The following is a 12,860-nucleotide window of genomic DNA, read 5'->3' on the forward strand; positions in this document are numbered from 1 at the left end:
ACCGTGCGGGGCATGGATGAGGCGTACGGGGGCCGGCTGCCGTACAGGGAACAGGTGATCCTCGCGCTCGAACGCCGGGGCTTTTCCGGGCCTGGTGCGAAGGAGCGGGCGATACGTGAGGAACTGGGGCTGGCTCCTGTGCGCTACTACCAGCTGCTCAACGCGCTGCTGGATGATCCGCGGGCGTTGGCTCATGATCCGGTGACGGTCAATCGGCTGCGGCGGGTGAGGGACGCGCGGCGGGGTGAGCGCTGACCCGGCCGGGGACGGTGACGTTCCCTCGGTAAGGTCGGGGCATGGGCAGCCATTCGTACTCCCACCATCCCCTCCCGACCCCCGTCACCCCGGCCGGCAGAGACGGCCTCGACGCCATCCTCACGCGGTCGGCGCACGCCGTGATCGGCCTCGACTTCGACGGGACCCTCGCACCGATCGTGGCCGACCCCGAGCAGGCCCGGGCCCACCCGGACGCCGTACCCGCGCTCGCCGCCCTCGCCCCCAAGGTGGCCGCCGTCGCCGTGGTCACCGGCCGGCCGGCCGAGGTGGCCGTGCGGTATGGAGGGTTCGCAGGGGCCGACGGGCTGGAGCATCTCGTCGTGCTCGGGCATTACGGGGCCGAGCGGTGGGATGCGAGGAGCGGGAGCATCACCGCGCCGGCGCCGCATCCCGGCGTTGCGGCTGTCCGGGCCGAACTCCCCGGGGTTCTCGATCGGGTCGGGGCCTCGCAAGGGACCTGGGTCGAGGAAAAGGGGCGGGCCGTTGCCGTGCATACCCGGCGGGCCGAGGATCCCCAGGCCGCCTTCGACGCCCTCCGCGGACCTCTCACCGACCTCGCCGCCCGCCACGGACTCATCGTCGAACCCGGCCGGATGGTGCTGGAACTCCGGCCGCCGGGGATGGACAAGGGTGTCGCCCTGATTGAGTACGTGCGGGGTGTCGGTGCCGAGGCCGTCCTCTACGCCGGGGACGATCTCGGTGATCTGCCCGCCTTCGCCGCCGTCGACAAGCTTCGTTCCGAAGGTGTCCCGGGGCTCCTCGTATGCAGCGGCAGCACCGAGGTGACCGAGCTCGCCGAACGCGCGGACCTCGTCGTGGACGGGCCCGCCGGTGTCGTACAGCTGATGCGAGGGCTCGCGGATCAGGTCCGTTAAACGCCGTTAAACGCTAAACCGCCGCCCGTAGCGACTGCAGCTGCTCCAGGAACCACTGGGCCGGAGGGAGCGCCGTGGCCGCCGCGACCAGCCTCTTCGTCCGCTCCGCCCGCTCCTCCGGGCCCATGGTCAGCGCCGCGTGCAGCGCCCGCGCCGTCGCGGTCACGTCGTACGGGTTCACGGCGATCGCGTCCTCGCCCAGCTCCTCGTACGCCCCGGCCTCCCGCGACAGCACCAGCACGCACCCCTCGTCGGAGACCACCGGCACCTCCTTCGCGACCAGGTTCATGCCGTCCCGGATGGGGTTGACCAAGGCCACGTCCGCGAGGCGGTAGGCCGCCAGGGAGCGGGCGAAGTCGTCCTTCACGTGGAGTACGACCGGGGTCCAGCCCGGCGTCCCGTACCGCTCGTTGATCTCCTCGGCGACCCGCTGCACCTCGGCCGTGTAGTCCCGGTACACCGCGAGGTCCTGCCGCGACGGGTACGCGAACGCCACGTGCGCCACCCGCTCACGCCACTCGGGGTGGTCGTCGAGCAGCTGCCCGTACGCCAGCAGGCCCCGGACGATGTTCTTCGACAGCTCGGTGCGGTCGACCCGGACGATCGCCCTCCGACCCTCGCCGATCTCCTGCCGCAGCGCCGCCATCCGCTCGGTCACGTCCGCCTCGTGCGACCGCCTGCGCAGGAAGTCCGCGTCCGCGCCCAGCCCGTGCACACCGATCCGGGTGTCCCCGAGGCCGCCGGCGAACTCCGCGCAGCACGCCGTGAAGGCGTCCGCCCAGCGGTGCGTGAGGAAGCCGAGCCGGTCGGCGCCCAGCATGCCGCGCAGCAGCTGGCCGGCGATGTCGTCCGGCAGCATCCGGAAGTACTCCGGCGGTGCCCAGGGGGTGTGGGAGAAGTGGCCGATGCGGAGGTCCGGTCGCAGGTCGCGGAGCATTCCGGGGACCAGGGCGAGGTGATAGTCCTGGACGATCACCGCCGCGCCCTCGGCCGCCTCCTCCGCCAGCGCCTCCGCGAAGGCGCGGTTGTACGTCTCGTACGACGCCCACTGGCGCCGGAACTCCGCGTCGAAGACCGGCTCCAGCGGCGTCTGGTACAGCATGTGGTGCACGAACCAGAGGACCGAGTTGGCGATGCCGTTGTACGCGTCGGCGTGCACGTCGGCCGGGATGGCGAGCATGCGGACGCCGGTCTCGCCGACGCCGCGCCGCACCGCCTCCCGGTCGCCGTCGCCCAGCGCCGAGCACACCCACAGGGCACCCGCGTCCGGCCCGATCGCCGACAGTCCGGAGACCAGCCCGCCGCCGCCGCGTTTGGCCCGCAGCGAGCCGTCCTCTCGTACCTCGTAGGAGACCGGGCCGCGATTGGACGCGACCAGCACCTGTGCAGCACCACTCGTTGACGCCATACGCCTCACCCTAGCCAGGCCCGGAAACGCTCAAACGTACGGTTCCGCTCCGTGGGTGGTCCGTATACGGCCAGTACAGGGCGTTTACGCCACCTTGCGTGACTGGTACTCCGTGATCTCCGCCATCGGCGGCCGCTCCTCCGTGTCCACGGAGTACGTCCGCGGCTCGAAGCCGTCCTCGCCCCGCTCGAACTGCGTGAGCGACGGGCGGATCAGGTGCCCGCGGGCCAGCCTCAGCTGGGCCGTGCGGTAGATCGCGGCGGACATCCGGCCCAGGGCCTGTCCGTCCTGGTGCCGGTGCTTACGGACGCCGACGTCGACCTGGGCCAGTGCGTCGAGCCCCACCAGGTGGAGGGCGTCGACCAGCATGCCGAGCTCGACGCCGTATCCGACCGGGAACGGCAGCTGTTCCAGCAGTGAACGGCGGGCCGCGTACTCGCCGCCGAGCGGCTGTACGAAACCGGCCAGCTGCGGCCAGTGCATGTTCAGCAGCGGGCGGGCCATCAGCTCGGTGACCCTCCCGCCCTGGCCGGCGGTCTTGCCGGAGGCGAGCGAATTCAACTCGGCGCCGAGCGGACGGTCGTACATCGCCTTGACCAGGTCGACCTCCGGATCGGTGAGCAGCGGCCCCACGATCCCGGAGACGAACTCCGACTTGAACTCCTTCAGGTCCGCGTCGATGAACGCGACGATGTCACCGCTCGTCACCAGCAGCGAGCGCCACAGCACCTCGCCCTTGCCGGGGACCGTCGGGATGCGGGGCAGGATGTCGTCACGGTGGACGACCCGTGCCCCGGCCGCCGCGGCGACCTCCGACGTACGGTCGGTCGACCCGGAGTCGACGACGACGATCTCGTCGACCAGCGGGACCTGCATCATGAGGTCGTGACGGATCACGGCGACGATGTCACCGACCGTCTCCTCCTCGTTGAGCGCGGGCAGCACCACACTGACCGACTGGCCCGAGGCGCGTTTCGCGGCCAGGATCTTGTGGAGCGGGCGATCTGTCACGGACCAGGAGCGGGTGGTCAGCCAGCGCTCGACTTCGTTCAGCACAGTGCGCGGCTCCTCTGCGTACTTTCGGCGAGACTCGGCGGATCACTGATCACTGTGATCCATCTCGCGGTTCGGACGGCTATCTCAACTGTCCTGGCCGTCGGTTACAGTCTTGAACAACGCTGATGACCATCGCATGTCGGGGGTCGTCATCCGTTTACAACCACATAGCGCTCATCCAGAGGGGCAGAGGGATACGGCCCGATGAAGCCCCGGCAACCCTCCAGCCGGTCTCGTAGCGATCACTGACGATCGCACCGCGAGGCTCCCGGCTAGGGAAGGTGCCAAATCCGTCTCACGGCGAGATGCGTCGTGAGGAAGATGAGGAGAAAGGGCCTCGCCTCACATGGCTGCGCAGACTGTTGCAAGCACCACCGACTCCACCGTAGACCTCGGCCCGGCCGCGGCGCTTTCCTGCCGCGAGTGCGGCCACCGGGTTCCCCTCGGACCGGTCTTCGCCTGCGAGGAGTGTTTCGGCCCGCTGGAGATCGCGTACGACTTCTCGGCCTACGACACCGAGGAGCTCCGCAAGCGCATCGAAGCGGGCCCCGCGAACATCTGGCGTTACGCGCCGCTCCTGCCCGTCCCGGCCGACGTCGCCGAGAAGCCGAACATCAACCCGGGCTGGACCAAGCTCGTCAAGGCCGACAACCTCGCCCGCGAGCTGGGCGTGACCGGCGGCCTGTACGTGAAGGACGACTCCGGCAACCCGACGCACTCCTTCAAGGACCGCGTCGTCGCCCAGGCCCTGGAGGCCGCGCGCGCCTTCGGCTTCACCACCCTCTCCTGCTCCTCCACCGGCAACCTCGCCGGCGCCGTCGGCGCCGCCGCCGCCCGGGCCGGCTTCCGCTCCTGCGTGTTCATCCCGCACGACCTGGAGCAGGGCAAGGTCGTCATGGCCGCCGTCTACGGCGGTGAGCTCGTCGGCATCGAGGGCAACTACGACGACGTGAACCGCTTCTGCTCCGAGCTCATCGGCGACCCGGCCGGCGAGGGCTGGGGCTTCGTCAACGTCAACCTGCGGCCCTACTACGCCGAGGGCTCCAAGACCCTGGCGTACGAGGTGTGCGAGCAGCTCGGCTGGCAGCTGCCGGACCAGATCGTCATCCCCATCGCCTCCGGCTCGCAGCTCACCAAGGTCGACAAGGGCCTGCAGGAGCTGATCAAGCTGGGGCTCGTCGAGGACAAGCCGTACAAGATCTTCGGTGCGCAGGCCGAGGGGTGCTCGCCGGTGTCGGTGGCCTACAAGGGCGGCCACGATGTCGTCCGGCCGCAGAAGCCGAACACCATCGCCAAGTCGCTGGCCATCGGTAACCCGGCCGACGGTCCGTATGTGCTCGACATCGCGCGTCGTACCGGCGGTGCGGTGGAGGACGTGACCGATGAGCAGGTCGTCGATGCGATCAAGTTGCTTGCGCGGACCGAGGGCATCTTTGCGGAGACCGCGGGTGGGGTGACCGTCGGTGTCACGAAGAAGCTGATCGAGAACGGGCTGCTCGACCCGACCAGGACCACCGTCGTGTTCAACACCGGGGATGGTCTGAAGACGCTGGATGCGGTGGCCGGGACCGGGCTTACTGCGACCATTCGCCCCAACCTTGAGTCGTTCCGCGAGGCTGGTCTCGTCTAGTCGTTCTCGTCTGCGGGCCGGTGGGGGCTGGTCGCGCCCACGCGGCGGTAGCCGCAGATTCAACACAGCCCCGCGCCCCTGAGCCCGTTACCTGACCGGAGGTTTCAACCGTGAGCGTCACCGTCCGCATCCCGACCATCCTGCGCACCTACACGGGTGGCCAGGCCGAAGTGAGCGCCGAAGGCGGCACCCTCGCCGAGGTCATCTCCGACCTGGAGAAGAACCACACCGGGATCGCCGCCCGGGTTCTCGACGACCAGGGCAAGCTGCGTCGGTTCGTCAACGTGTACGTCAACGACGACGACGTCCGCTTTGAGCAGGGGCTGGAGACCGCCACCCCGGACGGTGCCGGCGTTTCCATCATTCCGGCCGTCGCCGGTGGTTGATACCCGCCGGTAGTAACCGTCGGTAACGTCGATTACTGAGAGTTCATCGAATTGCCCCCTCCGTGAGAGAAACGGAGGGGGCAATTCTGCATGGTTGAGCGAGGTACAGTTGGGGAACCTGCTGCGCCCGGCATGCCGGATGCATATGAGTTCCGGCTCCGCTTGCGATGAGAAGTAGCCAAAGTGTGCAGGTCTTTTAAGTCTTTTGCTCCCTTTATGGGGCCCGACTTGACCGGAATTCAGGGGAATTGTCCATACATTCCCGACCGGTCGTGCCCGGAATTCTCGTCCGATTGACCTGTTGCAGACGGCAGTTGGGCAGATACATTCGGCCGCGGTCGACGCGTTCCGGCGCACGCCCCCAAACCGTGGGGGGTGAGGTCTGACCCGGATCCGCGAAGTGTGGATCTGTGCAAGGGCCAGTAATAGGGGAGTTAGGCATGGCTCAGGGCACCGTCAAGTGGTTCAACGCGGAGAAGGGGTACGGCTTCATCGCGGTCGACGGTGGTGCGGATGTTTTCGTCCACTACAGCGCGATTCAGATGGACGGCTACCGCACCCTGGAAGAAGGTCAGCGGGTCGATTTCGAGATCTCGCAGGGCCAGAAGGGGCCGCAGGCGGACATGGTCCGGCTGGCGGCCGGCTGAAGCACGCGCCGACTGACTGCAGCGACGTTCTTCTTCGAAGGGCCCGCACCCCCGGGGTGCGGGCCCTTCGCTGTGCCCCTCAACGAGCCCGCTCCGCGGGCGCACCTTGCACTCGACGGGGTCGAGTGCTAATCATTGCGTTAGCACTCTGAAGGTGAGAGTGACAACGAAGGACCGGGTCGGTGAGGCCCGCAGGCCAAGTGGGGCAAGGAACCACGGGGCATGCGAGCCGTCCGTCGCGGGCGCGGGCGCGGTCCGAAGGAATCACCCCCAGTCCTGGAGGGACCACTTCACATGGCCAAGATCATCGCGTTCGACGAGGAGGCGCGGCGCGGCCTCGAGCGCGGCATGAACCAGCTCGCGGACGCCGTCAAGGTGACGCTCGGCCCCAAGGGCCGGAACGTCGTCCTCGAGAAGAAGTGGGGCGCCCCCACGATCACCAACGATGGTGTGTCCATCGCCAAGGAGATCGAGCTCGAGGACCCGTACGAGAAGATCGGCGCCGAGCTGGTCAAGGAAGTCGCCAAGAAGACGGACGACGTCGCCGGTGACGGTACGACCACGGCGACCGTGCTCGCCCAGGCGCTCGTGCGCGAGGGTCTGCGCAACGTAGCCGCCGGCGCCAACCCGATGGCCCTCAAGCGCGGTATCGAGAAGGCCGTCGAGGCCGTCTCCGCCGCCCTGCTCGAGCAGGCGAAGGACGTCGAGACCAAGGAGCAGATCGCCTCCACGGCCTCCATCTCCGCCGCCGACACCCAGATCGGCGAGCTCATCGCCGAGGCGATGGACAAGGTCGGCAAGGAAGGCGTCATCACCGTCGAGGAGTCCCAGACCTTCGGTCTGGAGCTGGAGCTCACCGAGGGCATGCGCTTCGACAAGGGCTACATCTCGGCGTACTTCGCCACCGACATGGAGCGTATGGAGGCCGTCCTCGACGACCCGTACATCCTGATCGCCAACTCCAAGATCTCCTCGGTCAAGGACCTGCTCCCGCTCCTCGAGAAGGTCATGCAGTCGGGCAAGCCGCTGCTGATCATCGCCGAGGACGTCGAGGGCGAGGCCCTGTCGACCCTGGTCGTCAACAAGATCCGCGGCACCTTCAAGTCCGTCGCGGTCAAGGCCCCGGGCTTCGGTGACCGCCGCAAGGCGATGCTGAACGACATCGCCATCCTCACCGGTGGCGAGGTCATCTCCGAGGAGGTCGGTCTCAAGCTCGAGAACACCTCCATCGACCTCCTGGGCAAGGCCCGCAAGGTCGTCATCACCAAGGACGAGACCACCATCGTCGACGGTGCCGGCTCCTCCGAGCAGGTCGCGGGCCGCGTCAACCAGATCCGCGCCGAGATCGAGAACAGCGACTCGGACTACGACCGCGAGAAGCTCCAGGAGCGCCTGGCGAAGCTCGCCGGCGGTGTCGCGGTCATCAAGGCCGGTGCCGCCACCGAGGTCGAGCTCAAGGAGCGCAAGCACCGCATCGAGGACGCCGTCCGCAACGCCAAGGCGGCCGTCGAGGAGGGCATCGTCGCCGGTGGTGGCGTGGCGCTCATCCAGGCCTCCGCGGTCTTCGAGAAGCTCGAGCTCGAGGGTGACGAGGCGACCGGCGCCAACGCCGTGAAGCTCGCCCTGGAGGCCCCGCTCAAGCAGATCGCCGTCAACGGTGGTCTCGAGGGTGGCGTCGTCGTGGAGAAGGTCCGCAACCTCCAGGTCGGCCACGGCCTGAACGCCGCGACCGGTGAGTACGTCGACATGATCGCCGAGGGCATCATCGACCCGGCGAAGGTGACCCGCTCTGCCCTGCAGAACGCCGCCTCCATCGCCGCGCTGTTCCTCACCACCGAGGCCGTCATCGCCGACAAGCCGGAGAAGACCGCCGCGCCCGCCGGTGGCGGTATGCCGGGCGGTGACATGGACTTCTGATCCTCCCGAGGATCGCGAGTTCACAGCTGTACGACGAGGGCGGCACCCCTGTTCCGACCGGGGTGCCGCCCTCGGGCGTTGGCGCGGGAACTCCTTGCGGGGAGCGGCAGTTGAAAGCGACGGTACGACCGTACTGGTCCCCCCTCCTCAGGAGCCCTCGCGTGACTGTCACCCCCTCCGCCACCCGCGCCGCCCAGGTCCTGTCCCGCCCCCTCGGCCTGAACGGGCTCACGCTCCCCAACCGGATCGTGATGGCGCCGATGACACGCAGATTCTCCCCGGACGGTGTGCCCGGCGAGGACGTCGCGGCGTACTACGCGCGGCGGGCCGCCGCCGGGGTGGGGCTGATCGTCACCGAGGGGGTGTACGTCGATCACGCGTCGGCCGGAGAGTCGGACCGCATCCCGCGCCTGCACGGGGCGGAACGGCAGGCCGGCTGGGCGGGAGTCGTCGAGGCCGTGCACACAGCGGGCGGACGGATCATGCCGCAGCTCTGGCACGTCGGCATGATCCGCGACAAGCCGGAAGGCAGCTACGCCACGGCACCGGACATCGGCCCCTCGGGCATCCGCATCGACGGCACCGAGGGCACCGGCAAGGCGATGACGCTCCAGGACGTGGACGACGTGGTCGCGGCGTTCGGGCGGGCGGCGGCGACCGCGGAGCAGCTCGGCTTCGACGGGGTCGAACTGCACGGCGCGCACGGCTACTTGATCGACCAGTTCCTGTGGGCGGGCACCAACCGCCGCACCGACGCGTACGGCGGTGACCTGCTCTCCCGTACGAGGTTCGCGGCGGAGATCGTGACGGCCGTACGGGAGTCGGTCTCGCCGTCGTTCCCCGTCGTGTTCCGTTTCTCGCAGTGGAAGCTGTGGGGGTGGGAGGCGCGGATCGCCGAGACGCCCGCGGAGCTGGAGGCGATCCTGGCGCCGCTGTCGGAGGCCGGAGTGGACGCCTTCCATGCCTCCACCCGCCGCTACTGGATCCCCGAGTTCGACGGCTCGGAACTGAACCTGGCCGGCTGGACGAAGAAGCTCACCGGCAAACCCGTCATCACCGTCGGCTCGATCGGCCTCGACGGCGACTTCCTCGCGGCCTTCCTGGGCGAGGGCGCCCCGCTCCAGGGCCTCGACCATCTCCTGGACCGGGTGGAGGCCGGCGAGTACGACCTGGTGGCCGTCGGCCGGGCGCTGCTGCAGGATCCGGAGTGGGCGGCGAAGGTGCTGGACGGGAGGTCGGCGGAGCTGACGGCGTACGACGCGGCTTCGCTGACGTCACTGAGCTAGGCCATGGCGTCCCAACTCCCGGCTACCGTCGGGGAGATGAGAATCCTGCATCTCTCCGACACCCACATCGACCGCACCGACGCCCCCAACACGTACGGCGTCAACGCCACCGAGTCCCTGCGTCTGATGCTCGCCGAGCTGCGGCACCAGCGGGACGTCGACGCGGTCGTCGTCACCGGCGACATCGCCGACGAGGGGGCGGTGGAGGCGTACACGACCGCGCGCGAGCTGATCGGCGCGTTCGCGCGGAGCCTGGGGGCGGCGGTGTTCTTCACGACCGGCAACCACGACGAGCGCGGAGCCTTCGCCAAGGTGCTGGGCAGCGGGCATCTGGGGGTCGACGGGGAGGAGCGCGCCGAGACCGTGCTGGAGTCCGCGGCGGGGGAGCGGGCGGCGGTGAGCACGGTCGGTGGCCATCGCTTCGTCACGCTGGACTCGCTGGTGCCGGGAGGGGTGCACGGACAGCTGAGCGAACTCCAACTGGAGTGGCTGCGAGGAGTGTTGAGCACACCGGCCGAGCAGGGAACGGTCCTCGCCTTCCACCACCCCCCGATAGCGCTCGACGTCGAGGTCCAGCGTCTCTTCGGCCTGCGCAACCCCGAGGCCCTGGCGGACGTGATCCGCGACAGCGACGTACGGGTCGTCCTCACGGGGCACTTCCACCTCCAGATCCTGGGTTTCCTGGCGTCGGTTCCGGTGTGGGTGACGCCGGGTGTCGTGAACCGCGTCGACCTGACGGCGGCACCGGGGACGGAACGGGCGGTGCGCGGGGCGTCGGCGTCATGGGTGGAGCTGGGCGGGCCGACGGGGCCCATGTTCCACACTTTCCACGCGCGCGATCCCAGGGCGCACGAGACGGCGTACGAGGTGGACGAGGAGCAGATGAGGGCGTTCGTGGAGAGGCGGGGGTGAGCTGGGGGCCGGCGACCTGGGTGCTTGAGTAAGTCAATCAACTGACTTAAAGTTGCCTGGGTCAATCACACTTTCTGTGTCCCGACGGAGGCCCAGCAATGTCCGACGCCCCGACCCGTCCCGCCGAGGCCGGAGGCGCCGCTCCGCCGAAGCCGAACGCCGTCGTGGCGGTGCTGGCCTTCGCCGGGATCGCCGCCGCGCTGACGCAGACCCTGGTCATCCCGATCATCCCGGAGCTGCCGAAGCTGCTCGACGCCCCGGCGTCGGACACGGCCTGGGCCGTCACCGCCACGCTGCTCGCCGCCGCCGTCGCCACGCCGGTGATGGGCCGGCTCGGCGACATGTACGGCAAGCGAAAGATGCTGCTGGTCAGCGTCGTACTGCTGGTGATCGGCTCGGTGGTGTGCGCGCTGAGCGGCACGCTGGTGCCGATGATCGTCGGGCGAGTGCTGCAAGGGCTCGCGGCCGGTGTGATCCCGCTCGGCATCAGCATCATGCGCGACGAACTGCCCGCCGAACGGCTCGGCTCCGCCACCGCCCTGATGAGCGCCTCCCTCGGTGTCGGCGGCGCCCTCGGTCTGCCCACCGCCGCGCTCATCGCGGACAACTTCGACTGGCACGCGCTGTTCTGGGCCGCAGCGTGCATGGGGGCCGTCGCCTTCGTGTGCGTCCTGATGTTCGTGCCCGAGTCCAGGGTGCGCACCGGCGGACGGTTCGACCTCGTCGGCGCCGCCGGCCTGGCGACCGGGCTGGTGTGTCTGCTGCTCGCCATCTCCAAGGGCGCCGACTGGGGCTGGGGCAGCGGCACGACGGTCGGCCTGTTCGTAGCGGCGGTCGTGGCCCTCCTGACCTGGGGCTGGTACGAACTGCGTACCGACCAGCCCCTGGTCGACCTGCGCACCACGGCCCGCCGCCAGGTCCTGGTCACCAACCTCGCCTCGATCGCCGTCGGTTTCGCGATGTTCGCGATGTCCCTGGTGATCCCGCAGCTCCTCCAGCTCCCCGCGCAGACCGGCTACGGGCTGGGCAAGTCGATGCTGGTCGCCGGTCTCGTCATGGCCCCGTCCGGCCTGGTCATGATGGCCACGGCCCCGGTCTCGGCCGCCGTGTCCCGGGCCAAGGGCCCCAAGGCGACCCTGGTGATCGGCGCGTTGATCGTGGCCTCGGGGTACAGCCTCAACATCGTGCTGATGTCGGAGGTCTGGCACTTCATCATCGTGTCCTGCGTGATCGGCGCCGGCATCGGGTTCACGTACGGCTCGATGCCCGCGCTCATCATGGGGGCGGTGCCCGCGAGCGAGACGGCCGCGGCGAACAGCCTCAACACCCTGATGCGGTCCATTGGTACGTCGTCGGCGAGCGCCATCGCCGGTGTACTCCTGGCTCAGATGACGACCGACTTCGGCGGCGTCGCCCTGCCCTCCGAGAACGGCTTCAAGGCCGTCCTGGCGGTCGGCGCCGGAGCGGCCCTGCTCGCCGCGGCGGTGGCGTCCTTCATTCCGCGCCAGCGGGTCGCCGGCGTGGACGAGCCGGTGGCGGAGGGGGCGGCGGCGCCTGCGGAGGCGGGCGCCAAGTAGTAGTGCGGGTGTGTGATCGAGGGCCTACAGATTCCCCAGGGGCTCGATGTCGACCTTCACCGGTGTGCCCCAGACCCGCAGTACCTCGTAGTCGGTGAACTCGTGCACCAGCCGGTACGCCATGGCCGGGCGCGGTCCCCGGCGCTGGGCGGCGAGGTACAGCTCGGCCTCGCGGCGGTCGCGGCGTGGGGTGCCGCAGAGCTGCCAGGTCTGGCCGTTCCAGAGCTCACAGAGCCAGCGCTGCTGGGGCTGCGGCCGGTCGCCGCGGACCCCGTACCGGGAGGGGGCCCGTTCGGTGGGGTGTGGGGCAGGGGCGGCACCGTTGAACTCGGAGCGGCGGGCCGTGCGGCGCCGGGTCTCGCAGAGCAGACAGAGGTCGGGGGCGGAGGAGTCGACCGGGCCGTTGGGATGCTCAGGGCAGCGCGTGGTGGGAGCCGCGGCCGTGACACTCTCCTCCAGTAGGTCGAGGGCACGGCGCAGGTCCGCCTTGACCTCGTGCAGCCGGGCGTCGGGCGTGTCGGTGGTGAGCGCCTCGCCGTGCTCACCGAGGAGACGCAGGGCACGGCCGAGGGCGGTGAGCTGGGCGTGGTTCATGAGGTGGGGTCGCTCTCCTCGCTGGCGTGCGGTTTGCCAAACAGTGTACGAGTCGAGGGTTTTTCGCGGGCTGCGCCCAAAATGGGGTAAATAAAATTAACGCTCAGACGAACCTCAAATAAACGTGACCCCCGGAATACCCTTGCGACTGCCGGGCAGCAGCACCTAGGGTCGAGAACGCAATGCCAGACCAGCATGCGACGCAAAACGGGGAACAGATGAAAAGCAAAGTCGGCGTAATATCCGTCGCCGCAACCGCCGCAACCGCCGCAACCGCCGCAACCGCCGCAACCGCC

Annotated in this window: 12 protein-coding genes and 1 riboswitch; of the genes, 9 read left to right on the forward strand and 3 right to left on the reverse strand. The window is 69.2% G+C overall.

What is annotated here, in order from left to right:
- The first annotated feature begins 12 nt into the window (after positions 1 to 12).
- Both AQJ91_RS14200 and otsB read left to right on the forward strand, forming a co-directional pair.
- On the forward strand, positions 13 to 255 hold the full coding sequence (locus tag AQJ91_RS14200; protein WP_067021085.1) for a DUF3263 domain-containing protein: 243 nt from the start codon (positions 13 to 15) through the stop codon (positions 253 to 255).
- Positions 256 to 296: 41 nt separating this feature from the next.
- Positions 297 to 1,151, forward strand: a complete 855-nt coding sequence (gene otsB / locus AQJ91_RS14205) for a trehalose-phosphatase (protein WP_067020678.1) — start codon at positions 297 to 299, stop codon at positions 1,149 to 1,151.
- Between the two features lie 13 nt (positions 1,152 to 1,164).
- Here otsB and AQJ91_RS14210 read toward each other — a convergent pair whose 3' ends face one another.
- Complete coding sequence (locus AQJ91_RS14210; protein ID WP_199847931.1) at positions 1,165 to 2,559, reverse strand: alpha,alpha-trehalose-phosphate synthase (UDP-forming); 1,395 nt, start codon at positions 2,557 to 2,559, stop codon at positions 1,165 to 1,167.
- An 84-nt stretch (positions 2,560 to 2,643) separates the two neighbouring features.
- Positions 2,644 to 3,615, reverse strand: coding sequence for a glucosyl-3-phosphoglycerate synthase (locus AQJ91_RS14215; RefSeq protein ID WP_067020684.1), 972 nt, complete (start codon positions 3,613 to 3,615; stop codon positions 2,644 to 2,646).
- Positions 3,616 to 3,786: 171 nt separating this feature from the next.
- A riboswitch (SAM riboswitch) is annotated at positions 3,787 to 3,943 on the forward strand.
- A gap of 18 nt (positions 3,944 to 3,961) precedes the next feature.
- On the opposite strand from AQJ91_RS14215, the gene thrC reads away from it, so the two are divergent.
- From thrC to AQJ91_RS14250, 7 genes are all read left to right on the forward strand, one after another.
- Entirely contained in the window at positions 3,962 to 5,245 is a 1,284-nt protein-coding gene (thrC, locus tag AQJ91_RS14220; RefSeq protein ID WP_067020687.1) for a threonine synthase, read from the forward strand.
- A 110-nt stretch (positions 5,246 to 5,355) separates the two neighbouring features.
- Complete coding sequence (locus AQJ91_RS14225; RefSeq protein WP_067020690.1) at positions 5,356 to 5,631, forward strand: MoaD/ThiS family protein; 276 nt, start codon at positions 5,356 to 5,358, stop codon at positions 5,629 to 5,631.
- A gap of 440 nt (positions 5,632 to 6,071) precedes the next feature.
- Positions 6,072 to 6,278: a cold-shock protein gene (locus tag AQJ91_RS14230; protein WP_016436693.1), complete on the forward strand. Its 207-nt coding sequence runs from the start codon at positions 6,072 to 6,074 to the stop codon at positions 6,276 to 6,278.
- Positions 6,279 to 6,572: 294 nt separating this feature from the next.
- A complete protein-coding gene (groL, locus tag AQJ91_RS14235) occupies positions 6,573 to 8,195 on the forward strand; it encodes a chaperonin GroEL (protein ID WP_067020693.1) in 1,623 nt (540 codons plus the stop codon).
- 161 nt (positions 8,196 to 8,356) lie between these two features.
- A complete protein-coding gene (locus AQJ91_RS14240; protein ID WP_067020696.1) occupies positions 8,357 to 9,481 on the forward strand; it encodes an NADH:flavin oxidoreductase in 1,125 nt (374 codons plus the stop codon).
- A gap of 36 nt (positions 9,482 to 9,517) precedes the next feature.
- A complete protein-coding gene (locus AQJ91_RS14245) occupies positions 9,518 to 10,393 on the forward strand; it encodes a metallophosphoesterase family protein (protein WP_067021088.1) in 876 nt (291 codons plus the stop codon).
- A 98-nt stretch (positions 10,394 to 10,491) separates the two neighbouring features.
- Positions 10,492 to 11,970, forward strand: a complete 1,479-nt coding sequence (locus tag AQJ91_RS14250) for an MFS transporter (protein ID WP_067020699.1) — start codon at positions 10,492 to 10,494, stop codon at positions 11,968 to 11,970.
- 24 nt (positions 11,971 to 11,994) lie between these two features.
- Here AQJ91_RS14250 and AQJ91_RS14255 read toward each other — a convergent pair whose 3' ends face one another.
- On the reverse strand, positions 11,995 to 12,564 hold the full coding sequence (locus AQJ91_RS14255) for a hypothetical protein (protein ID WP_067020702.1): 570 nt from the start codon (positions 12,562 to 12,564) through the stop codon (positions 11,995 to 11,997).
- Positions 12,565 to 12,860 lie beyond the last annotated feature (296 nt).

The sequence above is a fragment of the Streptomyces dysideae genome (assembly GCF_001514305.1).
In the GTDB taxonomy this organism is placed as follows: Bacteria; Actinomycetota; Actinomycetes; order Streptomycetales; family Streptomycetaceae; genus Streptomyces; species Streptomyces dysideae.

Bases quoted from the DNA above. Each gene is read 5' to 3' on its own strand.
- otsB (WP_067020678.1), top strand. From the start codon at position 297: ATGGGCAGCCATTCGTACTCCCACCATCCCCTCCCGACCCCCGTCACC.
- AQJ91_RS14200 (WP_067021085.1), top strand. From the start codon at position 13: ATGGATGAGGCGTACGGGGGCCGGCTGCCGTACAGGGAACAGGTGATC.
- thrC (WP_067020687.1), top strand. From the start codon at position 3,962: ATGGCTGCGCAGACTGTTGCAAGCACCACCGACTCCACCGTAGACCTC.
- AQJ91_RS14255 (WP_067020702.1), bottom strand. From the start codon at position 12,564: ATGAACCACGCCCAGCTCACCGCCCTCGGCCGTGCCCTGCGTCTCCTC.
- AQJ91_RS14250 (WP_067020699.1), top strand. From the start codon at position 10,492: ATGTCCGACGCCCCGACCCGTCCCGCCGAGGCCGGAGGCGCCGCTCCG.
- groL (WP_067020693.1), top strand. From the start codon at position 6,573: ATGGCCAAGATCATCGCGTTCGACGAGGAGGCGCGGCGCGGCCTCGAG.
- AQJ91_RS14210 (WP_199847931.1), bottom strand. From the start codon at position 2,559: ATGGCGTCAACGAGTGGTGCTGCACAGGTGCTGGTCGCGTCCAATCGC.
- AQJ91_RS14245 (WP_067021088.1), top strand. From the start codon at position 9,518: ATGAGAATCCTGCATCTCTCCGACACCCACATCGACCGCACCGACGCC.
- AQJ91_RS14230 (WP_016436693.1), top strand. From the start codon at position 6,072: ATGGCTCAGGGCACCGTCAAGTGGTTCAACGCGGAGAAGGGGTACGGC.